The sequence below is a fragment of the Amycolatopsis sp. NBC_01488 genome, from assembly GCF_036227105.1.
Classification (GTDB): domain Bacteria; phylum Actinomycetota; class Actinomycetes; order Mycobacteriales; family Pseudonocardiaceae; genus Amycolatopsis.
The window spans coordinates 547,175-573,387 of the sequence record NZ_CP109434.1 but is presented as its reverse complement, the minus strand read 5'-3'; the positions used below and the strand labels follow the sequence as shown (position 1 = coordinate 573,387).

The 26,213-nt window shown below is 68.6% G+C and carries 30 protein-coding genes and 1 pseudogene; 22 read left to right on the top strand and 9 right to left on the bottom strand.

The window, feature by feature from the left end; translation table 11 throughout:
- Nucleotides 1-35 precede the first annotated feature (35 nt).
- Nucleotides 36-1,460, bottom strand: coding sequence for a neutral zinc metallopeptidase (locus OG738_RS02760; RefSeq protein WP_329050940.1), 1,425 nt, complete (start codon nucleotides 1,458-1,460; stop codon nucleotides 36-38).
- A gap of 226 nt (nucleotides 1,461-1,686) precedes the next feature.
- Between OG738_RS02760 and glgP the strand changes: the two genes are divergently transcribed.
- Nucleotides 1,687-4,215 (top strand): alpha-glucan family phosphorylase, encoded by a 2,529-nt coding sequence (gene glgP, locus OG738_RS02755; protein WP_329050938.1) that lies wholly within the window; start codon nucleotides 1,687-1,689, stop codon nucleotides 4,213-4,215.
- Nucleotides 4,216-4,236: 21 nt separating this feature from the next.
- Here glgP and OG738_RS02750 read toward each other — a convergent pair whose 3' ends face one another.
- Complete coding sequence (locus tag OG738_RS02750; protein ID WP_329050936.1) at nucleotides 4,237-4,419, bottom strand: hypothetical protein; 183 nt, start codon at nucleotides 4,417-4,419, stop codon at nucleotides 4,237-4,239.
- Between the two features lie 803 nt (nucleotides 4,420-5,222).
- On the opposite strand from OG738_RS02750, the gene OG738_RS02745 reads away from it, so the two are divergent.
- The 4 genes from OG738_RS02745 (at nucleotide 5,223) to OG738_RS02730 (ending at nucleotide 7,483) form a co-directional block, all read left to right on the top strand.
- Nucleotides 5,223-5,486 carry a hypothetical protein gene (locus tag OG738_RS02745; protein WP_329050935.1) on the top strand — a complete coding sequence of 88 codons (264 nt, stop codon included), beginning with the start codon at nucleotides 5,223-5,225 and terminating at the stop codon, nucleotides 5,484-5,486.
- Between the two features lie 23 nt (nucleotides 5,487-5,509).
- Nucleotides 5,510-5,821 carry a hypothetical protein gene (locus tag OG738_RS02740; RefSeq protein WP_329050934.1) on the top strand — a complete coding sequence of 104 codons (312 nt, stop codon included), beginning with the start codon at nucleotides 5,510-5,512 and terminating at the stop codon, nucleotides 5,819-5,821.
- Between the two features lie 11 nt (nucleotides 5,822-5,832).
- A complete protein-coding gene (locus OG738_RS02735; protein ID WP_329050933.1) occupies nucleotides 5,833-6,393 on the top strand; it encodes a putative T7SS-secreted protein in 561 nt (186 codons plus the stop codon).
- 103 nt (nucleotides 6,394-6,496) lie between these two features.
- Nucleotides 6,497-7,483 (top strand): LLM class F420-dependent oxidoreductase, encoded by a 987-nt coding sequence (locus OG738_RS02730; RefSeq protein ID WP_329050932.1) that lies wholly within the window; start codon nucleotides 6,497-6,499, stop codon nucleotides 7,481-7,483.
- Nucleotides 7,484-7,649: 166 nt separating this feature from the next.
- Here OG738_RS02730 and OG738_RS02725 read toward each other — a convergent pair whose 3' ends face one another.
- From OG738_RS02725 to OG738_RS02715, 3 genes are all read right to left on the bottom strand, one after another.
- A complete protein-coding gene (locus tag OG738_RS02725; protein WP_329050931.1) occupies nucleotides 7,650-8,045 on the bottom strand; it encodes a rhodanese-like domain-containing protein in 396 nt (131 codons plus the stop codon).
- Nucleotides 8,042-8,587 (bottom strand): cysteine dioxygenase, encoded by a 546-nt coding sequence (locus tag OG738_RS02720; RefSeq protein WP_329050929.1) that lies wholly within the window; start codon nucleotides 8,585-8,587, stop codon nucleotides 8,042-8,044. The genes OG738_RS02725 and OG738_RS02720 overlap by 4 nt, the downstream gene beginning before the upstream one ends.
- Before the next feature lie 63 nt (nucleotides 8,588-8,650).
- Nucleotides 8,651-8,821 carry a hypothetical protein gene (locus OG738_RS02715; protein ID WP_329050927.1) on the bottom strand — a complete coding sequence of 57 codons (171 nt, stop codon included), beginning with the start codon at nucleotides 8,819-8,821 and terminating at the stop codon, nucleotides 8,651-8,653.
- Nucleotides 8,822-8,897: 76 nt separating this feature from the next.
- Here OG738_RS02715 and OG738_RS02710 point away from each other — a divergent pair, with 76 nt between their 5' ends.
- The 7 genes and pseudogenes from OG738_RS02710 (at nucleotide 8,898) to OG738_RS02680 (ending at nucleotide 14,457) form a co-directional block, all read left to right on the top strand.
- Nucleotides 8,898-9,719 (top strand): ABC transporter ATP-binding protein, encoded by an 822-nt coding sequence (locus tag OG738_RS02710; protein ID WP_329050925.1) that lies wholly within the window; start codon nucleotides 8,898-8,900, stop codon nucleotides 9,717-9,719.
- Between the two features lie 55 nt (nucleotides 9,720-9,774).
- On the top strand, nucleotides 9,775-10,554 hold the full coding sequence (locus OG738_RS02705; RefSeq protein WP_329050924.1) for an enoyl-CoA hydratase/isomerase family protein: 780 nt from the start codon (nucleotides 9,775-9,777) through the stop codon (nucleotides 10,552-10,554).
- 4 nt (nucleotides 10,555-10,558) lie between these two features.
- Nucleotides 10,559-11,524 carry a class I SAM-dependent methyltransferase gene (locus tag OG738_RS02700; RefSeq protein WP_329050922.1) on the top strand — a complete coding sequence of 322 codons (966 nt, stop codon included), beginning with the start codon at nucleotides 10,559-10,561 and terminating at the stop codon, nucleotides 11,522-11,524.
- 1 nt (nucleotide 11,525) lies between these two features.
- The gene (locus tag OG738_RS02695; protein WP_329050920.1) at nucleotides 11,526-12,686 is read left to right on the top strand and encodes a class I SAM-dependent methyltransferase; all 1,161 of its coding nucleotides are present in this window, start codon (nucleotides 11,526-11,528) and stop codon (nucleotides 12,684-12,686) included.
- A 64-nt stretch (nucleotides 12,687-12,750) separates the two neighbouring features.
- A pseudogene (locus OG738_RS44580) lies at nucleotides 12,751-13,166 on the top strand (HAD family acid phosphatase).
- 63 nt (nucleotides 13,167-13,229) lie between these two features.
- Nucleotides 13,230-13,610: a DUF427 domain-containing protein gene (locus tag OG738_RS02685; protein ID WP_329050916.1), complete on the top strand. Its 381-nt coding sequence runs from the start codon at nucleotides 13,230-13,232 to the stop codon at nucleotides 13,608-13,610.
- A 1-nt stretch (nucleotide 13,611) separates the two neighbouring features.
- Nucleotides 13,612-14,457, top strand: coding sequence for a LysR family transcriptional regulator (locus OG738_RS02680; RefSeq protein ID WP_329056526.1), 846 nt, complete (start codon nucleotides 13,612-13,614; stop codon nucleotides 14,455-14,457).
- A gap of 1 nt (nucleotide 14,458) precedes the next feature.
- Here the strand turns inward: OG738_RS02680 and OG738_RS02675 are convergent, their stop codons facing one another.
- On the bottom strand, nucleotides 14,459-14,611 hold the full coding sequence (locus OG738_RS02675; RefSeq protein WP_285999220.1) for a hypothetical protein: 153 nt from the start codon (nucleotides 14,609-14,611) through the stop codon (nucleotides 14,459-14,461).
- 1,094 nt (nucleotides 14,612-15,705) lie between these two features.
- On the opposite strand from OG738_RS02675, the gene cutA reads away from it, so the two are divergent.
- The gene (gene cutA / locus OG738_RS02670) at nucleotides 15,706-16,002 is read left to right on the top strand and encodes a divalent-cation tolerance protein CutA (protein WP_329050912.1); all 297 of its coding nucleotides are present in this window, start codon (nucleotides 15,706-15,708) and stop codon (nucleotides 16,000-16,002) included.
- A 3-nt stretch (nucleotides 16,003-16,005) separates the two neighbouring features.
- Here the strand turns inward: cutA and OG738_RS02665 are convergent, their stop codons facing one another.
- On the bottom strand, nucleotides 16,006-17,373 hold the full coding sequence (locus OG738_RS02665) for a helix-turn-helix domain-containing protein (protein WP_329050910.1): 1,368 nt from the start codon (nucleotides 17,371-17,373) through the stop codon (nucleotides 16,006-16,008).
- A 449-nt stretch (nucleotides 17,374-17,822) separates the two neighbouring features.
- Here OG738_RS02665 and OG738_RS02660 point away from each other — a divergent pair, with 449 nt between their 5' ends.
- From OG738_RS02660 to OG738_RS02625, 8 genes are all read left to right on the top strand, one after another.
- A complete protein-coding gene (locus tag OG738_RS02660; protein ID WP_329050909.1) occupies nucleotides 17,823-18,296 on the top strand; it encodes a hypothetical protein in 474 nt (157 codons plus the stop codon).
- Nucleotides 18,297-18,298: 2 nt separating this feature from the next.
- Nucleotides 18,299-18,682 carry an MbeD/MobD family mobilization/exclusion protein gene (locus OG738_RS02655; protein WP_329050908.1) on the top strand — a complete coding sequence of 128 codons (384 nt, stop codon included), beginning with the start codon at nucleotides 18,299-18,301 and terminating at the stop codon, nucleotides 18,680-18,682.
- Between the two features lie 8 nt (nucleotides 18,683-18,690).
- Nucleotides 18,691-18,984, top strand: coding sequence for a helix-turn-helix domain-containing protein (locus OG738_RS02650; RefSeq protein WP_329050907.1), 294 nt, complete (start codon nucleotides 18,691-18,693; stop codon nucleotides 18,982-18,984).
- Nucleotides 18,981-19,274 (top strand): AMED_5909 family protein, encoded by a 294-nt coding sequence (locus tag OG738_RS02645; RefSeq protein ID WP_329050906.1) that lies wholly within the window; start codon nucleotides 18,981-18,983, stop codon nucleotides 19,272-19,274. Before OG738_RS02650 ends, OG738_RS02645 begins: the two co-directional genes overlap by 4 nt.
- 350 nt (nucleotides 19,275-19,624) lie before the next feature.
- Nucleotides 19,625-21,208: an FtsK/SpoIIIE domain-containing protein gene (locus tag OG738_RS02640; RefSeq protein WP_329050904.1), complete on the top strand. Its 1,584-nt coding sequence runs from the start codon at nucleotides 19,625-19,627 to the stop codon at nucleotides 21,206-21,208.
- On the top strand, nucleotides 21,205-22,866 hold the full coding sequence (locus OG738_RS02635; RefSeq protein WP_329050902.1) for a replication initiator: 1,662 nt from the start codon (nucleotides 21,205-21,207) through the stop codon (nucleotides 22,864-22,866). The genes OG738_RS02640 and OG738_RS02635 overlap by 4 nt, the downstream gene beginning before the upstream one ends.
- 44 nt (nucleotides 22,867-22,910) lie before the next feature.
- Nucleotides 22,911-23,093: a helix-turn-helix transcriptional regulator gene (locus OG738_RS02630; RefSeq protein WP_329050900.1), complete on the top strand. Its 183-nt coding sequence runs from the start codon at nucleotides 22,911-22,913 to the stop codon at nucleotides 23,091-23,093.
- Between the two features lie 45 nt (nucleotides 23,094-23,138).
- Nucleotides 23,139-24,404 (top strand): tyrosine-type recombinase/integrase, encoded by a 1,266-nt coding sequence (locus OG738_RS02625; RefSeq protein ID WP_329050899.1) that lies wholly within the window; start codon nucleotides 23,139-23,141, stop codon nucleotides 24,402-24,404.
- A gap of 76 nt (nucleotides 24,405-24,480) precedes the next feature.
- On the opposite strand, the gene OG738_RS02620 is transcribed toward OG738_RS02625, so the two are convergent.
- Nucleotides 24,481-25,272, bottom strand: a complete 792-nt coding sequence (locus OG738_RS02620) for a chitinase (RefSeq protein ID WP_329050897.1) — start codon at nucleotides 25,270-25,272, stop codon at nucleotides 24,481-24,483.
- A gap of 134 nt (nucleotides 25,273-25,406) precedes the next feature.
- Between OG738_RS02620 and OG738_RS02615 the strand changes: the two genes are divergently transcribed.
- Nucleotides 25,407-25,925, top strand: a complete 519-nt coding sequence (locus OG738_RS02615; RefSeq protein WP_329050896.1) for a GNAT family N-acetyltransferase — start codon at nucleotides 25,407-25,409, stop codon at nucleotides 25,923-25,925.
- A gap of 67 nt (nucleotides 25,926-25,992) precedes the next feature.
- Here the strand turns inward: OG738_RS02615 and OG738_RS02610 are convergent, their stop codons facing one another.
- Nucleotides 25,993-26,205 carry an aromatic-ring hydroxylase C-terminal domain-containing protein gene (locus OG738_RS02610; protein ID WP_329050894.1) on the bottom strand — a complete coding sequence of 71 codons (213 nt, stop codon included), beginning with the start codon at nucleotides 26,203-26,205 and terminating at the stop codon, nucleotides 25,993-25,995.
- Nucleotides 26,206-26,213 lie beyond the last annotated feature (8 nt).

Genomic DNA, 26,213 nt, shown 5'->3' with positions numbered 1-26,213 from the left:
CTTGGAGCCGTGAAGGTGCCCTTCATGACATTCGGCTAGGCGTACTGCTTCGAGCAGACCGCGGAGCCCTCGAGGTACCCGCGCCGCAGGGACTCGACGCGGTCGAAACCGCTGTCCGGGCGCTTCCCGTTGACGTCCGCCGAGACCAGGCTCTCCGGCTGCAGCAGGTCCGCGATCGCCTCGTCGAGGTCGCCCGCCGAAAGCCGCAGGGTGCCCGGGCGGTTCGTGAACGCCGCCCACGCGCCCACCAGGCACGCCGTGCGCAGGCCCGCGTTCGCGTTGTCGATCGAGGCGCCGACGCCCTTCTGGATGCCCATCGCGTACCGCGAAGCGACCTCGGCGAAGGCCGCGAAGTCGCCCATGCCGCCCGGGTCGTCGCCCTTCATCTCGGCGTCGCGGTCGATCGGCTGGGCCAGCTGCGACAGCTTCGCCAGGTCGATGCTCACCGTGTTGTCGGCCGGGCAGTACGACGCGGGCGGTGTGGTGTGGCAGCTGCCGCCGTCGGCGATCTCCGGCGCGGCGACCCCGGCGCCCTTGAAGGCCTCGTCGAGACTCTTCTTCAGCAGCTCGACGGCCTGGCCAGTGAACTTCGCGTCGCCCTTGCCCTTGTCACCCGGGTCGAACGGGCGCTCGGTGAGCCGGGCCTTGACGTTCTCGGTGTTCATCGCCGCGCATTCCTTCGGGCCCTTCTCGAACCCGGTCTGGAACGCGAAGGTGCGGTCGAACGCCGTGCCGTGCGCACCGCGGTCGGTGCCGCTGGTGCCCGCCTGGTCGCGGATCAGGAACATGGCCGCCATGACCTGGTTCAGGCCTTCGGACGTCGACACGCGGTAGTACTTGCTCTTGTCCTCGGCGACCCAGCGGAAGTAGCCGCCGGCGAAGCAGTCGGCCTGCTGCTCCTTCACGACGGTCGGGGTGCCCTTGGTCAGGTTGGCCTTGTCGCCGAGCCGGTACTGCACGGCGTGGCCGAACTCGTGCGCCAGCACGACGACCACGGACATCGGCCCGAACCGCTGGCGCAGCATCGGCAGCAGCACGCCGCGGTCCCACGCCACCGAGTCGTCGACCGAGCAGTAGAACGCGTTCATGAGCTTCTTCACGCTGCCGCAGCCGGTCTGCTCGGAGTCGCTGCGCGAGTCGTAGGACAGGAGCGACTTCACCGGCTCGAACTGCTGCCCGAAGTCGGCGGGCAGGCGCTCGGCCCAGTAGGTCTGGACGTCGTCGATCGCGGCGGTGGCGAGCTTGTCGTCCTCGCCGCCGTCGGCGTTCTTCACGTCGACGTTCGGCGTCGGCGCGCCGGGCTTGAGGCCGCTCTCGAAGTGCGTCACCGGCAGCCCGGCGACGGACCCGGCGCCGGTGTCCTGGACCGGCCCGCCGCTCTTGCCGCCGCACCCGCTCACGGCGACCGCCGCGACGGCGAGCAGCGCCACCAGCGCACGCCGTCCTCCCCCTGGGATCATGCTGTTCACTCGCTCTCGTGCCCACCCGGTACCCGACGCGCAGGACCCTACCCAGGGCATCCGCGGGGCGTGCAGGTTATCCCCGAACTGATGAGACTTGTTCAGCCGTCGGCCGCCGCATGACTTTCGCGCTGATCGGCGGTGTGCGGGCGGGGCGCGGCGGCCTGACCAGAACAAGCCTCACTCCCTGCGCATCGCGGGCCGCGGCCCGATATCGTCGCTTCCCATGCGTGCAGTCCGCCGGTTCACCGTCCGCGCCAGCCTGCCCGAGTCGCTGTCCGGCCTGGGTGCGCTGGCCACCAACCTGCGCTGGACGTGGCATCCGCCGACGCGGGACCTGTTCGCGTCGATGGACGCCGAGCTGTTCAACGCGGTGCGCGATCCGCTGCGGATGCTCACCGCGCTGCCGCCGTCGCGCCTCGACGAGCTGGCCGTCGACGACGACTTCCTCGCCCGTGCCCGGGATGCCGCCGCGGACCTGGAGAACTACCTGTCGGAGCCGCGCTGGTACCAGCAGCGTGACGACGCGGACCTGCCGCCCGCGGTCGCCTACTTCTCGATGGAGTTCGGCGTCACCGAAGCGCTGCCGAACTACTCCGGCGGCCTCGGCGTGCTGGCCGGCGACCACCTCAAGGCCGCGTCCGACCTGGGCGTGCCGATGGTCGGCGTCGGGCTGCTCTACCGCAACGGCTACTTCCGGCAGTCGCTGTCGCTGGACGGCTGGCAGGTCGAGCACTACCCGGTCATCGACCCGAACGCGTTCCCCCTGGAGCTGCTGACCGTCGGCGGACGGCCGGTGCTGATCGGCGTCGCGATGCCGGGCGGGCGCGAGCTGTGCGCGCAGATCTGGCAGGCCCGCGTCGGGCGGGTGCCGCTGCTGCTGCTCGACACCGACACCGAGGCCAACGACGAAGACCTGCGCGGCGTCACCGACCGGCTCTACGGCGGCGACGCCGACCACCGGCTGCGGCAGGAGATCCTGGCCGGCATCGGCGGGTTCCGCGCGGTCCGGAAGTACTGCGAGATCACCGGCCACCCGCAGCCGATGGTGTTCCACACGAACGAGGGACACGCGGGCTTCCTGGGGCTGGAGCGCGCCCGCGAGATCGTCCAGGCCGACGGCCTCGCGTTCGACGAAGCCATGCCCGCGGTCCGCGCCGGGACGCTGTTCACCACGCACACCCCGGTCAGCGCGGGCATCGACCGGTTCCCGGTGGACCTGGTGCAGCGCTACTTCGCCGACGGCCGCCTGGTGCCGGACGTCGACCCGCGGCGCGTGCTCGCGCTCGGCGCCGAGGACAACCCCGGCCTGTTCAACATGGCCCACATGGGCCTGCGGCTGGCGCAGCGCGCGAACGGCGTCTCGCAGCTGCACGGGCGTGTCACGCGCAAGATGTTCTCCCGGCTGTGGCCCGGGTTCGACCACGACGAGGTGCCGATCTCGTCGGTGACCAACGGCGTCCACGGCCCGACGTGGGTGGCCCGCGAGCTGAGCACACTGCTCGGCCGCGAATGGGGCCTCGACGTCGGCGAAGGACCGCTGCGCGACGGCGTTTCCGACGCGCAGCTGTGGGGCCTGCGGCGCGACCTGCGCGAGAAGCTGGTGCACGAGGTCCGGCGCCGGGTCCGCGCGGCGTGGCTGCAGCGCGGCGCGTCGCCGCTGGAGCTGGGCTGGGTGGACTCGGTGTTCGACCCGGACGTGCTGACCGTCGGGTTCGCCCGCCGCGTCCCGACGTACAAGCGGCTGACGCTGATGCTGCGCGACCCGGACCGGCTGCGCACGCTCCTGCTGCACGAAGAGCGGCCGATCCAGGTCGTCGTCGCGGGCAAGTCGCACCCCGCCGACGAGAACGGCAAGCAGCTGATCCAGCAGATCGTCCGGTTCGTCGACGGCGCGGACGTCCGGCACCGGATCGTCTTCCTGCCGGACTACGACATGTCGATGGCGCGGTATCTCTACCGCGGCTGCGACGTCTGGCTGAACAACCCGGTGCGGCCGCTGGAGGCGTGCGGGACGTCCGGGATGAAGTCGGCGCTCAACGGCGGGCTCAACCTCTCCATCCGCGACGGCTGGTGGGACGAGTGCTACGACGGCAGCAACGGCTGGGCGATCCCGACCGCGGACGGCGTCACCGACCCCCTGCGCCGTGACGACCTCGAGGCCGCGGCGCTCTACGAGCTGCTCGGCCAGCAGATCGCGCCGCTGTTCTACGACCGTCCGGCCGACGGCGTCCCGACCGGCTGGCTGTCGATGGTGTGGCACACGCTGGAGACGCTCGGCCCGCGCGTCCAGGCGTCCCGGATGGTCCGCGAGTACGTCGACAACGGCTACCTCCCGGCGTCCCGCATGGTCGCGGCGGCGACGGGCGACGGCTACCGCGGCGCGCTGTCGCTGGCGGACTACCGCACGAAGCTCGAGGTGTCGTGGCCGCGGCTGCGGATCTTCGACTCGGAGCTGCTGATCGAGGCGGCCGAGCCACTGGTCGTCGGCACGGAGGTGACGATCCGGGCGCGCATCGACCTGGCCGGGCTGGATCCGTCCGAAGTGGACATCCAGGCGGTGGTCGGCCAGGTAGCCGACGACGACGAGCTGCGCGACGCGGTCACGGTCCCGATGACCGACGACGGCATCGGAGCGTTCGCCGCCCGGCTGAAGCTGCCCCGCCCGGGGTCGATCGGGTACACGGTCCGGGTGCTGCCCAAGCACGGCCTGCTGGCGGCGCCGGCGGAACTGGCGCGCGTCGTCCTGGCCTGACGCCGCCAGCACGGCCGTCCCTCACCGGTGAATCGCGGTGCAGCAGCAGGTGCTCGATCGCGGGCACAAGGCATCCCCGCGCGGTGGTTCGCGGCGTGCCTCGTCGTGCCGGTGCCTGGACCACCACGTGGCGGCCATCGTGGCGGTCAGGCCGCCCGCCAGGAAGGCGAGTGCGGTGACGAGGACGATCAGCGTGTTCTCCATGGTTTCTCCCGGCTCCCGAAACCACGGTAGGCACGTGCCGCCATTCCGGCCTCTGATCAGCGCTTTCGGACAAAAATATGTCATCGAACGGACGTACGATTTGTCGCGGCGAGAAAACGCGTCACGGTGTAATCGATCTGCGCCCGTCCGAAGGCTGTCCATGATTTGGCAAAACCGCAGGTGAGGCGGTTTACCTAATCTGTCCACGGAACCGAACACGCGGTGCGCAAAAGCCGGAACGGTCCTTTCTGATGTTCACTCCAATGAGGGTCAGGGTCGCGGGCTTGCAGAAGGGGGACGGAGTCCGGCGCCTTGACCTCCACGGCGATCTGGGGCCGGAACTTCGGCGCATCTGGCACATCGCCGAGGATGATCCGCCGTCGCGCGTGGCCGCGATCGTGTTCCTGCGGCTCGAGGCCGTGCTCGATCGGGTCGGCCGGTCGAGCCTGGGGACGATCGTCCGGACCGCGTACAACACGGGCCCGCAGCCGTTGGCCGGAAACAAAGGGGACCGGCTGAAAACCCTGTCCGGTACCGGTCCGTCGCCGCGGACGTGCGACCGAAGGCTCGTGCCATACCAAAAAGCGCTGGCGAGGAGCCTGGCCGAGCCCCACGTGCGCTTGGACGCGGAAGAAGTCCGCCGGGCGCAACGCCGGTTCGAACCGCGCGTGCCGACCGGGGAATCCGGTCATGGCGAAATCGGGGCGGCCACGCTCATTGCTCCGCGGAGTGACGTCGACTGTTTCGTTCGCTCGTTCGCCGTCAATTCCTGGTGCGCGCCGGCCGGCCGGGACGGCGATCCGGTGACCGTCGCGCTCGGAGCACGAGGACCCTGGGTCTGCGTCTTCGACTCCCCGGCCAGGTTGGCCGGCTACCGTGCGGCGACCGGGGCGCCCTGGCCCGCGGAGATCGTCCGCAAAGGACGCGAGTTGGTCGGCGCCGCCCTCGTCCGGCCGGAGCCCGCCGGCATCCTCGTCAACCCGAGCGAGCGGCGGGGTACCGGGACTGCGGAGTCGTTCGCTCTCCCGCCTTCCGTGCTCGCCGGGCTGATCACGGTGCGCCGCTGACGACGACAAAGGACCTGTCACGAATGAACGGCTTCGAAGCCGACCCCGAACTGCTGCGCACCGCCGCGAGCCGGCTTCTCGCGGCGGCGAGGGAGTCCGCCGGTCGGGCGGCGCTGCGGTACTCGGCCCGTCCCGAGCTCATCGGGGACGTGCTGCTGACCGCGGCGCTCGAAGACCTGCAGCGCGCGTCGGTCGCCGCGGTCGTGACCTGCCTGGCCGACGCCCGAGAGCTGGGCGGACGGCTGGAGACCTCGGCTCGCCGGTACGCGGAGTACCAGGAAGAGGTCCGCGACCGGCTGGAGCGGATCGCCCGTGACACGCACGTGGCGAGCTGAGCGGGGGAGACATGACAACGGAGCAGGCGTGGTCGCCGGGGACCGTCAAGCTGCTGCAGGACGAAGCAGTCCGGCTCGCCGACATCGCGGCCATGCTCGACGACCTCGCCTCGGACCTTCGGTCGGTGGCGCCCGAAGGCTGGGCCGGCCGGGCAGCGGACGCCTATGGCGAACTGCGTGACCGCCTTGCCCAGCAGTGCCGCGTGGGTGCCGGTGCTTACGAAGTGGCGGCGGGGGCCACGGAGGACTATGTCCGGGTCCTCGCCGAGCTGGCCCTGCACCGGCGTTACGAAACCGCGTCCGACGGCCTGGCCCGGTTGGAGCAGCAACGGGTCGAGGCCGCCGAGCGCCTCGAAGCGGCGTGGCGGGCGGCCACCGGCGAGTTCGAGGCGATCCGGACGGCACTGCCCGAGCTCGTCACGGCTACCGCACCCGCCCCATCGGCTGTCGCGGCGCCGCCGCGCGTGCCCGCGGCCGAGCACCGGGACGGGACCGTGCCGCAGTTCGGTGACCCGCGGTACGTGCAGGACCTCTCGGACGCCGTTTTGGAGTTCTTCGCGCGACCGGCCTGAGCTGGAGCGGCTCCGGAAAAACCGGACTGACCTGGAGTTACTCCACCTCGCGACGGGCGGAAATCACGGCGCGCGCGGGCGGCGGCCGCGTTAGGTTGGGCGTATGCGCTTCGGAATGTTCGTCCCGCAGGGCTGGCGGATCGACCTCGCCGGCATCGATCCCGCGGACCACTGGAAGACCATGCTCGGCCTCGCGAAACACGCGGAGGCCGGGCCCTTCGAATCGATCTGGGTCTACGACCACTTCCACACCGTGCCCGTCCCGACCGAGGAGGCCACGCACGAGGCCTGGTCGCTGATCTCGGCGTTCGCCGCCGCGACCGAGACCGTGCGGCTCGGGCAGATGTGCACCTGCATGGGATACCGCAACCCGGCCTACCTCGCGAAGGTCGCGGCCACCGCCGACACCATCGCCGGCGGCCGCGTCGAGATGGGTATCGGCGCCGGCTGGTACGAGCACGAGTGGCGGGCCTACGGCTACGGCTTCCCCGGCGCCGGCGAACGGCTCGGCCAGCTGGACGAGGGCGTGCAGATCATGCGCGACCTCTGGACGACCGGAACGTCCACACTGGACGGCAAGCACTACCGGACGGACGGGGCGATCCTGCGCCCGCTGCCGCCGCAGGAAGGCGGCATCCCGCTGTGGATCGCCGGTGGCGGCGAGAAGAAGACGCTCAAGATCGCCGCGAAGTACGCGAAGTACACGAACTTCGCCGGCGACCCCGAGACGTTCACCCGCAAGTCGGAGATCCTCGCGCAGCACTGCAAGGACGTCGGCACCGACTACGACGCGATCGTCCGCTCGGTCAACCACAACGTCGTCCTCGGCGAGACCGAGAAGGACGTCGAGGACAAGCTGGCGTGGCTCAAGTCCCACCTCGACAAGTACGTCCCGGCGGACGCGGCGGAGCGGTGGCACGGCGTCTTCGCGAACAGCCCGGCCACCGGCACGCCCGAGCAGGTCACCGAGAAGCTCGCCGCGCTGGGCGAGCTGGGCATGTCCCACGCGATCTTCAACTTCCCGGAAGCCGCGTACGACCGGTCCGGCATCGACCTGTTCACCGAAAAGGTCGCCCCGGCACTCGCCTGACGCCCGAGCCGGGTTGTCCACAGGCGCGCCGAGATGTGGGCAACCTGGCTCCGGTCAGGGCTTTTCCCGGCTTTCCGTCGGTGCACCCCGATACGCTGGAAGCGGGGCCGCCCCCCAGGGAGGGCGGGGGTGTGTTGGCCGGTGCTCGCCTTCCTGCGCCGGGTCCCTACGGAACCGCCGGACTCCCCCCGGTCTGCACCGGCAAACCCGCGGCCGCCCAGGCCCGGAACCCGCCTTCGAGGTCGGTCGCGTTGCGCAACCCCAGCCGCTGCAGGTCCGCCGCGGCCAGGCTCGACGAGTACCCCTCGTTGCACAGCACGATCACCGTCGACTCCGGCGTCACCGAAGGCAGCCGCCACTCGCTGTCCGGCGCCAGCCGCCACTCCAGGTGGATCCGCTCGACGACCACCGCGCCCGGGATCTCTCCTTCGGCCTGCCGGTTCGCGAACGGTCGGATGTCGACCAGCAGCGCGCCCGCCTTCTGCAGTTCGCGGGCCCGGGCCGCGTCGACCCGGGCCAATCCGGACCGTGCCTGCTCCAGGAAGGAATCGATGGCGCTCATCCGTGGACGATAGCGGGCAGCGGCGGGATTTCGGCCGGGACGTCGGCGAGCGACGCGTACTCGCGCGTCGGCACCAGCGGCGGCGAGTACGCGTGGACGCTCGCCGCGGGCACGTCGCCGATGCCGGTCACCTGGTGCGCGCGCCCGGCGCCGAAGCCGAGTCCTTCGCCCGCGACGTGCGTGCGCCGCCGGATCGGGCCGCCGGGGTAGCGGTACTCCTCGCCGAGCTCGCCCTGCAGGACGGTGAACGAGCCGGACGCGCCGCCGTGGTCGTGCGGCTTGGTGTGCTGGCCGGGCAGCCACGACAGCAGCCACAGCTCGACGCCGTCGGTCAGGGCCAGCCGGGCCCACCAGCGGCCGTCCTCGTCGAACCGCAGGATGCCCCGCAGGCCGGTGGTCAGTTCGCCGACGATGGTGGCCGTCAGGTCCGCCAGCTCGCGCGGCGTCCAGAGCAGCCGCGACGGGTGCAGCAGCTCGGGCAGCAGCGGGTCGGTCAGCTGCGGGTGGATCTCGACGGCGGGACGGGTCAGGGAAGTGGTCAACGCGGGTGCTCCTCGGACGCGAAGGTGATCAGGACGCGAGGCAGCGCGGTACCGCACAGAAGGTCAGCGGCGCCGCGCCCGCGTACACCCGGCCGAAGCGACGAGGAGCAGGTCGATCGCGCGACGGCGCCAGAACGAGCCCCGGGTCACCGGGGTCACGGGCGCGTCGGCGGACATGCGGCGATCCTGCCACAACTCCGGCGCGAGCTGCTCTCCCGCGGTGCGACGTTCCACGTCGTGGACACTCTCCGACCTGCCGGATCGCCCACTCACCCGGGCGGGTGCGCACGCGCGCGCGACGGCAGACAGAATGGGCCTCGTGAGCGAGCCGATCCAGCCCAGCGAACTTGACGACCTCGTGGTCCGGATGGCCGGTGTCGGCGTCCGCCGGGGGACCAACGACCTCCTCGCCGGCCTCGACTGGTCCGTGGAACTGGACGAGCGTTGGGTGGTGCTCGGGCCGAACGGCGCGGGCAAGACCACGCTGCTGCGCCTCGCCGCGGCCGAGCTGCACCCGACCACCGGCGAGGTCGACCTGCTCGGCGAGCGGATCGGCCGGGTCAACATCTTCGACCTGCGCCCGCGCATCGGCTTCACCTCGGCGGCCATCGCCCAGCGCGTGCCGGGCGACGAGCTGGTCAAGGACGTCGTGGTCAGCGCCGGCTATGCGGTGCTCGGCCGCTGGCGTGAGGAATACGACACCCTCGACACCGCCCGCGCGACCGAGCTGCTCGAAGCGATGGGCATCGGCCAGCTCGCCGAGCGCACGTTCGGCACGCTGTCCGAAGGCGAGCGCAAGCGCGCGCTGATCGCCCGGTCGCTGATGACCGACCCCGAGATGCTGCTGCTCGACGAGCCGGCCGCGGGCCTGGACCTGGGCGGCCGTGAAGACCTGGTGGCGCGCCTGTCCGACCTGGCGCTCGACCCGGACGCGCCGGCCCTGGTGCTGGTGACCCACCACGTCGAGGAGATCCCGCCGGGGTTCACCCACGCGCTGCTTCTCCGCGACGGCCACGCGGTGGTGTCCGGGCTCGTCGACGACGTCATCACCAGCGAAAACCTGTCGAAGACGTTCGACCAGGACCTCGTGCTGGAGCGCTCCGGGGATCGCTTCTTCGCCCGCCGTCGCTAAGCTGGCGCTTACTGGCCGGTAGCCTGCTGGCACCTGTTCAACGAGGAGGAGTGGCGTGGGAGAGTTCGTAACCCTCGAGGTCAAGGACGGGGTCGGCACGATCCGGCTCGACCGGCCGCCGGTCAACGCGCTGAACGCCCAGGTCACCGCCGAACTCGCCGAGCTGGCGAAGGAGGCCACCGAGCGTGACGACGTCCGCGCGGTCATCCTCTACGGCGGCGAGAAGACCTTCGCGGGCGGCGCGGACATCAAGGAGATGGCCAGCCGCACCTACCCCGAGATCGCGAAGTTCGGCGCCACCCTCACCGGCACCCTCGCGGCCATCGCGAACATCCCGAAGCCGGTCGTCGCGGCCATCACCGGCTACGCCCTCGGCGGCGGCCTCGAGCTGGCGCTGACCGCGGACCGCCGGGTCGCCGGCGACAACGTCAAGGTCGGCCAGCCCGAGATCCAGCTCGGCGTCATCCCCGGCGCGGGCGGCACCCAGCGTCTCGCCCGGCTGATCGGCCCGAGCAAGACCAAGGACATCGTCTACACCGGACGGTTCGTCAAGGCCGAAGAGGCGCTGCGGCTGGGCATCGTCGACGAGGTCGTCGCCCCCGACGACGTCTACGCGGCCGCGCACAAATGGGCGTCGCAGTTCGCGAACGGCCCGGCGGTCGCGCTGCGCGCGGCGAAGGCGGCCATCGACGGCGGCCTCGACACCGACCTGGCGAGCGGGCTCAAGCTCGAATCGCACCTGTTCGCCGCGCTGTGGGCGACCGAAGACCAGCGGAACGGCATGAAGTCGTTCATCGAAAACGGGCCCGGCAAGGCCACTTTCGAAGGGAAATGACGCCTTGACCGACGTGAACGACCCGGCCCCGAACCCGCACGCCACCGCCGAAGAGGTCCAGGCGGCCTACGCCGACCCGAAGCTGGCGAACGTGCTCTACCACGACTGGGAAGCCGGCACCTACGACGAGAAGTGGTCGATCTCGTACGACGAGCGCTGCATCTCCTACGCCACCGACGTGTTCAACGCCGTCGCGGGCGAGGACGGCCAGCCCTACCAGCACGCGATGGAACTCGGCAGCGGCACCGGGTTCTTCCTGCTGAACCTCATGCAGGGCGGCGTCGCCAAGAAGGGCTCGGTCACCGACCTCTCGCCCGGCATGGTGCAGGTTGCGCTGCGCAACGCCGAGAAGCTCGGCCTCGACGTCGACGGCCGCGTCGCCGACGCCGAGCGCATCCCGTACGACGACAACACGTTCGACCTCGTGGTCGGGCACGCGGTGCTGCACCACATCCCGGACGTCCAGGCGGCGTTCCGCGAGGTGCTGCGCGTGCTCAAGCCGGGCGGCCGGTTCGTCTTCGCCGGCGAGCCGACGAAGATCGGCGACTTCTACGCCCGCAAGCTCGGCCAGTTCACCTGGTTCCTGACGACTCGCGTGACGAAGCTGCCCGTGCTGAGCGGCTGGCGCCGTCCGCAGTCCGAATTGGACGAGTCTTCGCGGGCCGCCGCGCTGGAAGCCGTGGTCGACATCCACACCTTCGACCCGTCGGAGCTGGAGTCCTGGGCCCGCGGGGCCGGCGCCCAGGACGTCCACGCCGTCACGGAGGAGTTCGCCGCCGCGCTCGCGGGCTGGCCGATCCGGACGTTCGAGGCCGCCGTGCCCGCCGAGAAGCTGACCGTGCGCTGGCGGATGTTCGCCTACCGCCTCTGGCTGCGGCTGTCCGCTGTGGACAAGAAGGTCCTCGCGAAGATCCTGCCGCGCGAGCTGTTCTACAACGTGATGATCACCGGGACCAAGCGGCCGTCCTGAATTGGGCTATTCGTTCAGCCTCGGCGACGTCGCCTACCTGCGCTCCGGCGCGGGGAAGGCGGCGCTCGCCGAGGTTTCTTCGTTGCCGCTGACCGACCGGATCGCCTCCGTCGCCGCCGTCCGCCGTCTGGTGGGTGACGAGCACGCGGCGGCCGTCCTGGAAACCGTGCTGCTGCGCCGGAAAGCGGTGTCCAAAGTGGACGCGACTGGCTGGCTGTTCACCTCGGACGCGCTCCAGCAGGCGAGCGCCACGTCCGTCGCGCGCCACCGAGCGGCCCGGCTGGCCGGGCTCGACGTCCACGACGTCACGTGTTCCGTCGGCGCCGATCTCGTCGAAATCGCGCGGGTGGCGCGGCGCGCGCTCGGGTCCGACCTGGACCCGGTGCGGCTGGAGATGGCTCGGCACAACGGAACCGCGGCGGGTGTCGCGTTCGGACTGGTCCGCGCCGACGCGCTGCGCCCGGTGAGCCGTGCCGCGGTCGTCGTCGCGGATCCCGCTCGCCGTGACTCTGCCGGACGGCGAGCGTGGAAGCCTGCGGACTTCGCCCCGCCACTGGACGGGCTGGTCGACGCCTACCCGGGCCGCGCGCTGTCCGTGAAGTGCGCGCCCGGCCTCGACTTCGCGCTGACGCCGTGGGCCGACGAGGTCGAGCTGGTGTCGCTCGACGGCCAGGTCCGCGAGTCCTGCCTTTGGCGCGGGCTGGGCACCGGCGTCACCCGGCGTGCGACGGTGCTGCGTTCCGAGGGGACACAGTGGACGGTCACCGACGCGGAACCGGACGAGCTGCCCACGCGCGAGCCAGGGGAGTGGATCGTCGACCCGGACGGCGCCGTGGTCCGCGCCGGGCTGGTCCGCCACTACGCGGCCCGCCACGGGCTGTGGCAGCTGGACGAACGCATCGCGTACCTGACCGGCGACACCCCGCCACCGGGCGTGCGGGCCTTCCGTGTCCTGGAGCACGGTCCCTACAGCGAAAAGTCACTGAAAGCCGTCCTCAAGCGACACGACGTCGGGCGGCTGGAGATCCTCGTGCGCGGCCTCGACGTCGATCCGGACGCGCTGCGGCGGCGGCTGAAACCCCGTGGTGACGCGGAAGCTTCGGTGGTGCTGACGCGGATCGGGCGTTCGCCGGTCGCGTTCCTCTGCCGCGCCGAAAGGTGAACGGGAACTTTCGAAGGGTGGAACTCCAGGTGAACGTCTCGTCAAGCTCGCCGCCGCGGCGGCCATCGGCGCCACCGCGCCTCGGGGGCCACCGCGCTCGCCGGCTCGGACGACGCGACGGCTGCCCGCGCGAAGGAACCGGCCAACATCGGCCGGGTCAAGCTGGACGTCAAGGCGTACTACGGCGACTACCTCGACGCTGCGGGCAAGCACCACTACTCGGACACCAGCCAGTTCGTGAAGGACAGCAACCGGGTCGTCTCCGACGCGAAGCGCTTTCTCCAGCAGCAGCTGGGCCGGGTGAAGAACCGGCGATCGTGCTCGACGTCGACGACACGTCCGAGGTCACCTACGCGGGCGCACATCGAGGCGACCGGCGCGAAGATCGTGCTGAACGTCGGCGACCAGTTCAGCGATCTCGAGGGCGGCTACGCGCTGCACCCGACGAAGCTGCCGAACCCGATGTACTACCTGCCCTGAGCCGGAATAACGGCCGGGCCCGCAGTGCTGCTCCTGGTAAGCGAACTTTCTCGAGGAGCTGACATGCCGGAGAAGAAGGTGCTGGTACCGGGCCCGGACCACCCGATCACCGTCGAGCCGACCAAGGCGCGCGTGGTGGTCAAGGCGGGCGGGCGCGTGGTGGCCGACAGCCGCAACGCGCTCACCCTGCAGGAGGCGTCGTACCCGGCGGTGCAGTACATCCCGCGCGAGGACGTCGACTTCGGCGTCCTGGAGCGGACCGACCACGAGACGTACTGCCCGTACAAGGGCGAGAGCGCCTATTACAGCCTGAACGCCGGTGACGTGAAGGGCGAAAACGCGGTCTGGACGTACGAGAAGCCGTACGACGCGGTCGCGCCGATCAAGGACCACGTCGCGTTCTACCCGAACGTCGTGGACTCGATCGAACTGGTCGAGGACTGACCTGGACCTCGATCTGCTGAGGACGTTCCTGGCCGTCTACCGGGCAGGATCGCTGACCGGCGCGGCGCCGTCGCTGGGCTTGTCCCAGCCGACGGTGACCGCGCAGGTCAGAGCCCTCGAAGAAGAGCTCGGCCGGCAGCTGTTCGTCCGGCGCGCCCGCGGCGTCACCCCGACCCCGGCGGCCGACGAGCTGGCCGCGCGAGTCGCTCCGCACGTCGACGCGCTTTCCGACGTCGTCCTCGGCCCGTCCGATCCCTTCGCCGCGCCCGTCCACCTGGCCGGCCCTGCCGAGCTGACCACACTCCGGGTCCTGCCCGCTTTGTCCGGCCTGGTCGCGGCGGGCTTGCGGTTGCGAGTGACGTTCGGCCTGGCCGACGACCTTCTGGCAGGCCTCTCTCAGCGCCGGTTCGACCTGGTCCTCTCGACGATCCGGCCGCGCGGCCGCGGTCTCACGGCGTCGCCGCTGACGGACGAGGAGTTCGTCCTGGTCGGCCCCCGCGGCTTCTCCGGTGACCCCCGTACCGCGCCGCTCGTGGCCTACGCCGAAGACCTGCCGATCATCCGCCGGTACTGGCGTTCGGTGCTGGGCGTGCGGCCACCGGCCGGACCCGCGGTGGTGGTCCCCGACCTGCGCGGCGTCCTGACGTGCGTGCTGGCCGGGTTCGGCGTCAGCGTGCTCCCGCGGTACCTGTGCGCGGCCGAGCTGGCTTCCGGCTCGGTGATCGCGTTGCTGGACCCGGAGGAGCCGCCGATCAACACGCTGTTCGTGGTCACTCGCGCCGAGCCCTGCCGGGCGGGGCCCGCGGCGGTGCGGGACGCACTGCTCGCGGACGCCGCCCGGTGGTGACTCAGCCGGTGTAGCCCGCGAAGATCTTCGCGAACTCGTACTTCGACTGCGGCACGTTGGTGCACTTGTACAGCGCGCCGGTGCACGCGTTGGCGTCGCGACCGGCCTCCCAGAACGACAGCATGCCCAGGTGGACGGTCTTCGCGAACGCCACCAGCGCCTTCGCGTCCTTCTGGTAGAAGATCTCGTTCTGCGAGCTTGCGCGTTCTAGCAGCGGGTCGGCGGCGTGACGTGCCGCTGACCTGCTGCTTTGTGCTTGTTGCGTCCGGTTGGGTCCGGTCCGGTCCGATCGTTTGACGGCCTGGTGACGGCCTGGCGGCCCGGCCCTGCTCGGTCCAGAGGGTGAGTTCGTAGCAACTGAACAAAGCGGTTTGGTTCGGGCTGAGTCGGCGGCTGGGCACGGGCACGGCTGCTTCCTTTCGGAAAGTGTCAGGCGAAAATTCGGAGTGAACGTTTACGCGTCGACAGTGCGGGTAGGCGAAGAGCGGCAGGCGGCCCGGTTCAGCCAGCAGCCGGGAGTCTGTCGTAGCCCGGGTACTGGTGCGGTGGTGGCTTACCGCCCCCGTCCTCCTCGTCCCTGCGGCAAGTTAGCGCCGGGTCGTCGTTGTCAAGGGGGAGCTTTAGCTCATCGCGCAGCGACGCCGTAGGCGCCCTTGATGGCGGCGGCCCGGTGTTAAACGATCGCTCGCGAGGAGCGGTCACCACGGGCCTCGGGACGACATGGACGAACACGAAGAACTGCCCGACGGGCGTGACAACGATCTGGATGAGCGCGCAAGCAGGGCGTCTTCCGAGCGAGTTCGGTTGGACGCCTTGGGCCAGCACCTGAAGTTTGAGTCTTGGTTGCACGTCGAACAGGCGCATCGACGGCTCAAGGCCGCTGGGGAAGCGCTTGACCGTGCGCAGGCACGACTAAGCCGAGCTGAGGCGGCGTTGCGGGTAGCTGAGCAGCGTCGCGTCGCTTCTGGTCGAGCGGAACAGCGAGTGGTGCCGAATGAGTCTTGCGTTCAGTGTGGCGGCGGCGCGCGTATGGGTGCCGAGTCGTCGGCGGGCGCGCCCGGCGGCCGGCCGGAGCGGAGCGGGAGGCCGGTCCGCCAAGGGCGGCGTCCGACGTACGCAAGGTGACCTGTACGCGCCGCCGCAGGCGGCGCCTTGATCCCATAGAGCCAAATTCGGCAGTAAACTTGGCTGGGCAGGTGCGGACCGGAGGAGGACACGTTGTCGCGGAGCTACTACACGGTCGTCACGATGACGGACAGCGCAGATGACGCAGCGCGGCTAGCTCGCGGCATCGTAGAGGCGCGTCTCGGTGCATGTGCTCAGGTGACCGGGCCGGTCCGGAGTTTCTACCGCTGGCAAGGCAGCATTCATGATGAGCAGGAGTGGCAGTGCCTGGTCAAGACTGACGGTGACCGGCTTGACCTGCTTTTCGCTCACATCAAAGAGAATCACCATTACGACGTGCCCGACATCGTCGCGCAGCCGATCGAAACCGGTAGCGAAGACTACCTTGCTTGGCTGACGGCCGAGACTCGGCCAGCGTAACGGCTACCGATGCAAGCCTGATCGAATCCTGTCCCGAATGGTGTTTCCGGGGCTGCCCTTCTTCGCTGACGCAAGCTCGGAAGAGAGCGTGAGCAATCGCTGTCGTGACAAGCTGCTTTCAGTGCGGATCGTTGAATCTATTGCGCCGTCCACCAGTGCGCGCGCTCGGTCGTAGTCGTTCGCCCGGACGCAAAGCGTCGTCAAGTCGGTGAGAGCTAAAGCGCGCTGCTTCCGAACGGTCGGCGGCAAGGACGCAAGCAAGGAATCTGCGATGGCAGGAGCATCCTTGTGCTGAAGTCCCATGTAGGTCGACACCGTGAGGCTTCCCAGCCTGTTCGCCGTGAAGAACGTTGTCCAATGGCGCTCCGTGCGCGGGTGTGCGAAGTCGAACGCTGTGAAAGCCCGTTCGAGCGCGCGCATGGCCTCTGTCTCATTGCCTAGACGGCTCAGCTCCTCGGCCTCGCGCGCTGCTACCCACGACCGGGTGGCCGGAGCTGTGTTTCCGGGCACGTAGCTTTCTGCCTGCTGTAGTAGCCGTACGGCCGGGACGGTGTCGTTTCGCGAGGATGCTAGGTAGCTCCAGTAGGAAAGCGCACACGCGGCCAAAGGGCCGTCACCTGAGTCTTTGGCAATTTTCAGTGTCTTCCGCCAAGACTGTACCGCTTCGTTCGCATTCCCAAGGTCGAAATGCAGCCATCCAACGAGCGCTTCGGTCTCGCCGAAAGTGCGAACAAGTTCGTTGCGGATGTTTTCCGTTCGAGCGTTGGTGAGTAATGCGGATATCACTGTGCGGTGGCGCAGCAAGCCTTCAAGTAGCTGGCGCGCGGGAACGGTGTGTTCGTTGTCATGAAAGTCCGCCGTCCGGTCTTGCATGAGCTGAACGGTGGCCATATCAACAGGACGGTCGTTTTCGACCGAATCCATCAGACGTTGCCATGGCGCATTCGCAAGCAATCCGGAGCTTGCGGCCGAAACAGCCAAGACACCCGCGCCCTTCAGCAGGTTGCGGCGGGGCACGTGCGTCAGCTCTTGATCGGTCGCCTTGGCCGAAGTCGCTTCCGGCTGGCCAGCCTCTTCGTGCGGCTTCCCGAACCACAAGAGATCACTTGGCACATGTAGGGCTTCGGCCCATTTTTGTAGCTTGACCAGGTCATGAATGGCAGCGGGGGACCGTTCGAGCTTGCTGAGCTGGCCCTGGGTGATGCCGAGCCAGGCGGCTAGGTCGGCCTGCTTGACCTTCGGGCTCTGAGCGGATCGATAAGCGCGGAGGAAGCGCCCGAAGTGCTGACTCAGCAGCGGCGACCGTATCTCGGCCTGTTCCCAGAAGTCGGCCGGAAGGTCTGGTGCAACTGCTGTGACATCGTCGCTCAACTGGTCACCCCCTGAAGATGTCGTATGCATCGAGTGTAGCACGTTGGCACGCCTCTAACCTGGTGATATGCATCGGAGGAATATTCCGTGCGCGCTGCCGTATTCGTATGCCCGCCCTTTGTTTCGGAACCCGCCTGTTTGGCCGATTGTAGTAGTTGTTCGACAAGCCGAGCACGTAGGGAGGCCGCGAAGTGAGAGGGCTGTTACATGGCGAAGCGCGTGCGACGCACCGGCTCTCGTCCGAGTGAGGATGGCGACGAGGGAGCGGAGAGGTACATGTGGGCGTTCCGCGAAGGCGCGGCTGTCATCCTTTCCATTCCAGGCATACGAGATTTGACGTTATCAGCCGATGAGGCGCGAACGATTGGCCGAATGCTGATGGACACGGCCGACGACGTAGATCGTGAAAATTCATCAAACAAGGGTCAACTACAGTAAGGGCTAATTCAATGGCTATCGAAAAGGGTCACCGGTTCGCGGTTGCGTTCGATGAGGCGTTCCCGCAGGGCCTTGTGATGGTGGGCGAGGTGTCGCCCGACAACGAGTTTCAGTCACGGGAGGACAAGGCGGCCGGTCGGCCGGTTCGGCAGCGTGTGGACGAGTCGACGGGCAAGCGGCAGTGGAAGTTTCTGGCGACTGACTTGGGTGAGACACGGGCCAAGCGCGCGTCCTTCGAGGTGACGTTGCTGGCTGATGTGCAGCCGGTGCCGTCGGCGTCGGAGGTGATGCCGGGGATGCGGCCGGTGGAGCTGGAGGGCTTGACGGCGGAGCCGAAGGTGGCTGGTCAGGGCGAGTACAAGTACCAGTCGTACGTGTTCCGGGCGACGGGGTTCAAGGCGGCCGACTCGGCGGCGGCGGGCAAGTCGTCCCGCTCGGGCTCGGGTTCGTCGGCGGGTGCTGCTGATGGCTCGAAGGCGGCCTAGGGGTGCTGACGGTGGTTGTTGGGAGCGAGCCGGACCCGGCGTCGTATGAGCGACTGAACCAGGAGTGGCAGCACGCTTATGCCGACTACCACATGGCGTATCGGGCGGCGGCGAAGGACCCGGCTCGGCCGGACCTGGCGGAGCGGGTGTCGTACGCGGCTCGGCGGGTGGCTCGGTTGTGGCACGAGTTGTCGGCGTTGGCGGGCCTGGAGTGGTGGGCCGTGGCGGCGCTGGCGGCTGCGGCAGAGGCCATGACGGAGGCGGCGCAGGACTGGGCCGTGCTGGCCGGCCACCCGGCGGTGCTGGATCAGAGGCCGGTACCGGTACAGCGGCGGCGGTTACACCCTGCGCCGATCCGGCCTCGGCGCGACGGGCGGGGTGCTTGATGGCTGGGGTGGTGGAGCCGGTGCGATTCGACGACGTCGAGTCCGGCGTCTTCGTGCCGGTGGGCGTCCTCCTGCGGCGGGTACGGGACCTGCGGGGCTGGAAACAGTTCGAGGTCGCCGACAAATCGGGGTTTTCGCCGTCGTTCATCGGTGGCGTCGAAGCGGGTTCGCGGCCGGTACGTCGGGTGCCGACGATCGTGCGGCTAGCGGACGTCCTGATGATTCCGCGAGGGCAGTTGTTCGACTGGGTGGTGTCTGAGGTGGAGCGGGAGGAGTTATCGCTGCGAGGTGAGGCGCTGTGAATCGCGGTTCGACGGCGAAAACCCCGCAGTATCCCTTGAGGCTGCGTGACGCGCAGATGGACATCTTCGCGCGGATGCCCAGGGGCGATTCGCCGTTGTCGGCGTGGGTGGAGTTCCACCGCTACAACGCGCGGATGTTCAAGTCCATGGCCGAGACGGACCCGGACCACAAGTGGGAGGCACTGGCCAATCACGGTGTCCAGTTGAGGTGCTTGGAGCGGCTGACCCGGCGTCCGGAGTGGAAGGAGGACTACGCGGGCGGGGCGAACCCGGAGATACCGGAAGGCTGACAGCGGCACGTTAACTGAATATTGGAAGTAGTTACGCACGTGGGGACGCGTGATGGATAAACGCGTCCTCACGTGCATAAATCGTCCTGTTTTTTTGGCGCGCAGAACCAGCCCTCTTGGGCCTAGGAAACCTTCCGGACTGGTTCTGCGCCTGTTCACTGGAGTAAGCGAACAATGTCTACGATAAATGATGACAACCAAGGGCAGTCAACCGGGGTCACTCGGATGCGCTGCACAGAATGTAAGAAGTTCGCTCGGCTGATGCCGGGTGAAGACCGGTGCGCCCCATGCCTGGGGATGCTGCCGCTGGTCCTGGTGCTGCCGACCGCCGGTGTGCGGGGTGGTCGCTGATGGATGCACACGCGGTGATGATGCTGGCGCTGGTCGGTGGTGGCCTGGCGGTGCTGCTGTGGGTGCTGGCCAAGGTCGGTCACGCGCTGGCTCGGATGGCGGAGCTGCTGGCCGCGCTCGCGTTCGTGGCCGTGGCCCTGTGGGGGCTGCTGCGGGCGGTGATCTGGATTGTTCGGCAACTGGTCACCCGCTGGCGGACCTGCTTGACCGTGGTGGCGCTCTGGGCGTGGTGGCACTGGCTGGGCTGGGTCTCCCTCGCCCTGACGGTGGCGGTGCTGGGCCTGGTCCAGCTCGTGTGGTGGCGGCTGGACGCGACGGGCTATGACCAGTGGTGCGGGCGGTGGGTGCGCTCGTGGTGGCTGCGCTGGGCGCTCTACGGGCAGAAGCTCGGCGGCTGGCTGACCGCCTGCGGCCTGGTGGTCCGGGACGGGTCGGTGCCGGTCGATGTGACGGTGTCGCTGATCGGACGGCGGCGTAACTCGGTGTCGCGCAGCGAGAACCGCTCAGGCGCGGTGGCGGTGCCCAAGCTGCTGTCGGTGCGGTCGGGGGCCTCGTGGGATGAGGTGCGGGTGCGGCTGGTGGCCGGCCAGACCCCGGAAGAGTTCGACGACGCTGCTCGCGCGCTGGCAGTAGCCCGGAAGGTCACTCGCTGCCAGATTCGGGAGGTCGAGCCCGACGTGGTGTCGATCGACTTCATGCGCAGGGACCTGCTGGCCTCGCCGGTGACGTGTCTGCCGGTGCCGGACCTGGTGTCAGTCGACGGGACGGGGGTCGATCTGCGGGCGGTGTTCGCCGGGTCGACGGAGTACGGCAAGCCGTGGCGGCTCCCGCTGGTCGGTACCGGGTCACACACGCTGGTCGCCGGGGCGACGGGGTCGGGGAAGAACTCGGTCATGTGGTGCCCGCTGGTGGCGGCAGCGTCAGCGATCCGCGCCGGTGTCGTCCGGGTGTCGGGGATCGATCCGAAGGCCATGGAGCTGTCCTATGGGCGCGGGATCTTCGCTCGCTACGGCCAGTCCGGAAAGGAAGCCCTCGACGTCCTCGACGCGCTGTTGGAGGAGTTGGAGAAGCGCAAGCGGACGTTCGCCGGGAACACGCGGGAAGTGCCGGTTTCGACGGAGTATCCGGTGGAGCTGCTGGAGTTCGACGAGATCGGGGCGTTGACGAAGTACACCGACCGCAAAACCCGTGAGCTGATCGTGGAGAAGCTGGCGATCCTGACCACCCAAGGCCGGGCGCTCGGGTTCACCGTGCGGGGCTACGTGCAGGAGCCGACCAAGGACACGGTGCCGGTACGGGAGCTGCTGCCCCGGCGCATCGCCATGCGGCTCACCTCGAAGACGCAGGTTCCCATGGTCCTCGGTGACGGCGCGTATGAGCGTGGCGCGTGGGCCAACCGCATCCCGGAATCGGCGGCCGGTGTCGGCTACGTCTGGGGCGAAGGCATCCGCGAACCGCTGCGTGTCCGCGCCGGATGGGTGCCGGATCACACGATCAAGCAACTGGAGAACTACGTCACCAACGGCGGAGCCCAGGTCGTCAGCCTGGCCGATCGACGCACGGACGAAGGGAGGTCGGCATGAACGCCACCAGTGAGGCTGTGACCAGCCCGGATGCGACGGTGGAGAATCGGCCAGCTCACCCGGTCGGACGAATCCGCGGGGCGTTGTCGGCGGAGGTCGTGAAGGCAACGGCGGAGAAGTACGGCGTCTGTGTCCGGCCGTTCACGATGGAGGTCGGCGACACCGACACCGGGGAGATCCGCTACGTCCCGGTGCCGTGTGGGTCCACTGTGGAGTCGCAGTGCCTGCCGTGTGCGCGGAAGGCAAAAGCGTTGCGGCAGGCCCAATGCCGGGAAGGGTGGCACATGACAGAAGAGCCGGTGATCACTCGTGAGCCGGTGTCGGAGACGCAAACCGAGCTGCTGACCTACCGGGCTGACCTGGCCGCGCACTACCGGGACGTCATGGCGGCCGGGGACGAGGCGGAAGCGGAGGAGCTGCGGGCAGAGGTGGCGACCGTGGACGGCGAACTGCGGGCGTCGGGGGTGACTGGTCGGCTTCCGTCGTTGGACGAGGTGGAGCGGAAGGCGGTGAAGCGCTCGACGAAGCGGCGGCAGGACGCTCCGAACCTGCCTCGGCGGAAGGTGAGCAAGGCGACGGTGGGGCGGGAGTTCGCGGGGAAGTTCCGGCCGTCGATGTTCGTCACGCTGACCTGCGACACCTACGGACGGGTTCGCCCGGATGGGTCCCCGGTCGACCCGGCGTCGTATGACTACCGGCGGGCGGCGCGGGATGCGGTGCACTTCGCCGCGCTGATGGATCGGTGGTGGCAGAACCTGCGCCGCGTCGTCGGCTGGGACGTGCAGTACTTCGCCACGGTGGAGCCACAGCGTCGGGCAGCCCCGCATCTGCACGCGGCGTTGCGGGGCGCGATCTCGCACGAGACCATCCGTCTGGTCACGGAGGCTACCTATCACCAGGTGTGGTGGCCTGCTCATGACGAGGTCGTCTATACGGACCGGAAACCGTTGTGGGACGCGGATTCTCGGTCGTTTGTGGATCCGGAAACGCGGGAGCCGCTGACGGCCTGGGATGACGCGGTGGAGGCTGCGGAGGAGCCCGCGCATGTCGTGACCTTCGGTGCCCAGGTGCATTCCAAGGGTCTGCTTGGCGGCACCGAAGAGGCGGGGCGTCACATCGGCTATCTCACGAAGTACCTGACGAAGTCGACGGGCGAGGTCGTGGAGGCCGACACCGCTGGGCAGCGGGATCACCACGACCTACTTCACGCCCACCTGGCGGTGACGCCGTGCTCGCCGCGCTGTGCGGTGTGGTTGCTGTACGGGGTAAATCCGAAGGGAGCCAACGGGAAGACCACTCCAGGGCACTGCAAGGGACGCGCTCACCGGCGTTCGACGCTTGGACTTCCGGGGCGGCGTGTGTTGGTGTCGCGCAAGTGGTCGGGCAAGACGGTGGCCGATCACAAGGCCGACCGGCGGGGGTTCGTGCTCTCTGCGTTGGCGGCGGTCGGGATCAGTAAGCCGGAACCGGCTCCGGATCGGTTCGTGTGGCGCAAAGTCGAGCCCGGAGACACCCATTGCCCGCCTAGGGATCAGCTGGTCATGCGGGCGATCTCCGAGCGGATCACCTGGCAAGCGGAGTACTCGGCCGCGATGCTCGCGGCTGCCGGACCACCAGGGCAAGAAACTTCGGCAACTGCGGTTCGGGAGGCTGCTTGACCCAGCGTGGAGGGGAGGACACGGGGATGACGGTGCGGATTCGGGTGGTCGAGCTAGAAGGGCTGTGGGGGCCGGAGGAGCTTGGGGCGTTCCTCGGAATTCCGGAGAAGACACTGCGCGACTGGCGGCTCAAGAACTACGGGCCGCCGTTCCTCAAGCTGGGCAAGCACGTCCGCTATGACCCGGTGGCCGTGCGGGCTTGGGTCGCCGAGCTTGGTGTCGCGTAACAGGCTCGATGTTTCGGCAATCGGTTGCGAAGAAAGGAGAGTGGGATGGGACATATTCAAGATCGGTGGTTTCGGGACGAGGAAGACCCCGAGACCGGGAAGCCGGTGCTCAACGCCAAGGGCAAGCCGGTCCAGGAGCGAACTTCGCTGTACGGGAAGGGGCTGCGGTACAAGGTTCGCTACCTGGACCCGGACAAGGTGGAACGGTCGCGGTCGTTCCCGGACGGGAAGCTCACTGCCGCGCGTGAGTTCCTGACCAAGATGGAAAATGACGTGTACGCGGGCACTTACTCCGATCCCAACGCGGGAAAAATAAAGTTCCGCGTGTATGCGGAAACGGTGATGGCCGGCCGATCGCAAGATGAGTCAACGGTCTACATTGAAAAGTCGCGACTTGAGAACCAGGTCTATCCGTTTCTTGGCAACAAGCTCCTCTCGTCATTTAAAACTCCCGAACCGATTCGGGAGTGGCTGGCGTGGCTTCGCAAGCAGGATCGGAAGACTTCGGCAACCTACCAGCGGACGCTCTTCGACCTTGTGTCGTCGATCCTGGATGCTGCGGTAGCTGATGGGAAGATCAAGAAGAACCCGTGTCGTGACGCCTCGATCCAGGCCCCGAAGCGGATTCAGCGCAAGGTGGTTCCGTGGCCTGACTCTCGCCTGCGACGCATAGAACTGGCGCTGCCGGAGCGGTTCAAGCCGTGCATCCCGCTGGGTGCTGGGCTGGGTCTGCGGCAGGGTGAGATGTTCGCGTTCAGTCTCGACAATGTCGATCGACGCGAGATGGTCTACCACTGCACGCGGCAGATGGTGACCGTTGGCAGTGAGCGGAAGTTCAAGCTCCCGAAGGGCCACAAGACACGAACGATTCCTATCGGACGGGGCGTCCTGGATGCCTTCGATGCGTACGCCGAGCGGTTCCCGCCTACGTCGATCACGCTGCCGTGGGCAGAGCGGGACGGGCGCGCGTTCGAGACGGTCAACGTCCTCATGGTCAACAAGCATGGCGAGCTGTACAAGCGGACGGCGTTCAACTACGTCATCTGGCAACCGGCGTTCAAGGCTGCTGGTCTGTCCTATGAGGACCGGGATGACGGGATGCACGCGCTCCGACACCTGTTCGCGTCATCGATGTTGGCGCGAGGAGTGAGCGTCAAGGAGTTGGCGGCCTACCTCGGCCACACCAACGAGGGCTTCACGCTCAAGGTCTACACGCACTTGATGCCGTCGAGTCACGACCGGGCGCGGGCTGCTGCGGATGAGATGTTCAAGCCGCGCAAGGTGACCGGAGAAGCCGAAGAGACGGCCTGACGGCCTGGTGACGGCCTGGACTACTGGTACCCCATGAATCGGGGTGCTGATCCCCAGGTCAGAGCGCATTTCGCTGTCAGACGATCTCGTTCTGTGAGTCGTTGACGCCGATCATCGGGGTCACGCCGACCTTCTTCCACGCCGCCGCGTCGCTCAGCCCGTACAGCGACTTCAGCTGCGCCTGCGTCGCCTTGGCCGCGGAAATCGCTTTCGCGCCCTGGTCGCCGGCGCCCTGGTAGTAGTCCATCGCCATGATGTTGACCAGGTCGAGGGTGACGCCGGCGTCCTTGGCCGCCTTGACGACGTTGAGCCCGTTCGCGTCGAGGCCGGTCGGCAGCACCGGCAGCGTCAGCGAGATCTTCAGGCCGGGGTTGTTGTTCTGGAGCGTCTTCAGGGCTTGCGAGCGGCGGGTGATCGACGCCGGGTCCGCGACGGCCGCGCCTTCGATGTCGAAGTCGGCGTACTTCAGGCCGTACGCCTTGACGACGGCGTCGTACTCGGCCGCGACCTGCGCGGACGTGCTGCACGCCTGGGCCAGCTCGATGCCGGACGCGCCGCCGAAGGAGATCTTGACGTCGCCGCCGGCGTTGCGGATCTTGGTGATCTCGTCCTTCTGCCAGGCCGTGCGCGGGTCGTAGGCGCCGAACCAGCTGGCCTTGCAGCCGTAGGAGTTGACGAAGGCGAGCGTGAAGCCCTTGACGCCGCTCGCGGCGGACATCGCGGACAGGCTGGGCGTGGGCCAGGCGCCCATGTCGACGTAGGGCCCGACGGGGATCGGCGACCCGGCGGCGGCTTCGGCGGGGGCGCCGAGCCCGGTGCTCACGAGCGCGAGGCCGGCCAGTCCGGCCAGCAGGGAACGGAGACGCATGGTGGAACCTCCACGACGACGAGCGCGGCGGCGGGATTTCCGGACATGATTGGTATAGACCATTAATGTGGTCCGGACCATAGGCCGATCGGGCTACCCCGGTGACCGGCGGTAATCGGCCTAGACTTCGGCTGGTGCTGATCACCACGGAACGGCTCACGCTGCACGAGTGGGCCGAGGAGTACTTCGACGGCTTGTTCGCGCTGGCCCGGATTTCCGAGACGGTCCGGTATGTCGGCACCGGCGAGCCGTGGTCCCACGAGTACACGCTGGCCAAGCACCAGGCGACGCTGGCGCATTGGGCTTCCCACGGTTTCGGCTGGTTCGCGGTTTCGGCGGCCCCGGGTTCGTTCGACGGCGTGGTCTCGTTGGTCAGCCGCAGCCCCACGGAGTCCGGCCTGGGATTACCGGCGGTGGAGATGGGCTGGTGGATCGCCCCCTCGGGCTGGGGCCGGGGTTATGCGACGGAGGCGACGACGGCGGTCCGCGACCACATGTTCTCGTCCGGGTTCGCGGATCGCCTGCTGGCGGTGTACGAGCCGGCGAACAAGGCGTCGGCCCGGGTGGTGGAGAAGCTGGGGTTCACCCCGCACAGCCGCTTCACGCTGGACGGAAGGGTCGAGCAGCGGGCGGTCCTGGACCGCCCGCGCTGACCTGTCCACAGCCCGCCCCGAATGTGGACAACCGGAGTGCCCAGGGGGCGATCCGGCCGGTTCCGACCTACCCCACCGATAGACTGGACTCGGGGCAGCCCCCCAAGGGAAGGGCGGGGGGTGCCGTGTCGCCGATCCAGCGGTGCACCGCCTCTGCCAGTCCGTCGTCATCCGAGCCGGAAGCCCAGACCCGGGCCACGTGCTCATCCGGGCGCAGCAACAGCGCGTGGGTGTCCGAAGTGGACTCGTCGCCGCAACGGACCACGCCTGCCGTCCCCATGGGCGAAG

What these genes read in the sequence shown, in the direction of transcription:
- OG738_RS02760 (WP_329050940.1), bottom strand. Translation starts at nt 1,460, where the DNA reads ATGATCCCAGGGGGAGGACGGCGTGCGCTGGTGGCGCTGCTCGCCGTC.
- glgP (WP_329050938.1), top strand. Translation starts at nt 1,687, where the DNA reads ATGCGTGCAGTCCGCCGGTTCACCGTCCGCGCCAGCCTGCCCGAGTCG.
- OG738_RS02750 (WP_329050936.1), bottom strand. Translation starts at nt 4,419, where the DNA reads ATGGAGAACACGCTGATCGTCCTCGTCACCGCACTCGCCTTCCTGGCG.
- OG738_RS02740 (WP_329050934.1), top strand. Translation starts at nt 5,510, where the DNA reads ATGAACGGCTTCGAAGCCGACCCCGAACTGCTGCGCACCGCCGCGAGC.
- OG738_RS02735 (WP_329050933.1), top strand. Translation starts at nt 5,833, where the DNA reads ATGACAACGGAGCAGGCGTGGTCGCCGGGGACCGTCAAGCTGCTGCAG.
- OG738_RS02730 (WP_329050932.1), top strand. Translation starts at nt 6,497, where the DNA reads ATGCGCTTCGGAATGTTCGTCCCGCAGGGCTGGCGGATCGACCTCGCC.
- OG738_RS02725 (WP_329050931.1), bottom strand. Translation starts at nt 8,045, where the DNA reads ATGAGCGCCATCGATTCCTTCCTGGAGCAGGCACGGTCCGGATTGGCC.
- OG738_RS02710 (WP_329050925.1), top strand. Translation starts at nt 8,898, where the DNA reads ATGGGCCTCGTGAGCGAGCCGATCCAGCCCAGCGAACTTGACGACCTC.
- OG738_RS02685 (WP_329050916.1), top strand. Translation starts at nt 13,230, where the DNA reads ATGCCGGAGAAGAAGGTGCTGGTACCGGGCCCGGACCACCCGATCACC.
- cutA (WP_329050912.1), top strand. Translation starts at nt 15,706, where the DNA reads ATGACGGACAGCGCAGATGACGCAGCGCGGCTAGCTCGCGGCATCGTA.
- OG738_RS02660 (WP_329050909.1), top strand. Translation starts at nt 17,823, where the DNA reads ATGGCTATCGAAAAGGGTCACCGGTTCGCGGTTGCGTTCGATGAGGCG.
- OG738_RS02640 (WP_329050904.1), top strand. Translation starts at nt 19,625, where the DNA reads ATGGATGCACACGCGGTGATGATGCTGGCGCTGGTCGGTGGTGGCCTG.
- OG738_RS02635 (WP_329050902.1), top strand. Translation starts at nt 21,205, where the DNA reads ATGAACGCCACCAGTGAGGCTGTGACCAGCCCGGATGCGACGGTGGAG.
- OG738_RS02625 (WP_329050899.1), top strand. Translation starts at nt 23,139, where the DNA reads ATGGGACATATTCAAGATCGGTGGTTTCGGGACGAGGAAGACCCCGAG.
- OG738_RS02620 (WP_329050897.1), bottom strand. Translation starts at nt 25,272, where the DNA reads ATGCGTCTCCGTTCCCTGCTGGCCGGACTGGCCGGCCTCGCGCTCGTG.
- OG738_RS02610 (WP_329050894.1), bottom strand. Translation starts at nt 26,205, where the DNA reads ATGGGGACGGCAGGCGTGGTCCGTTGCGGCGACGAGTCCACTTCGGAC.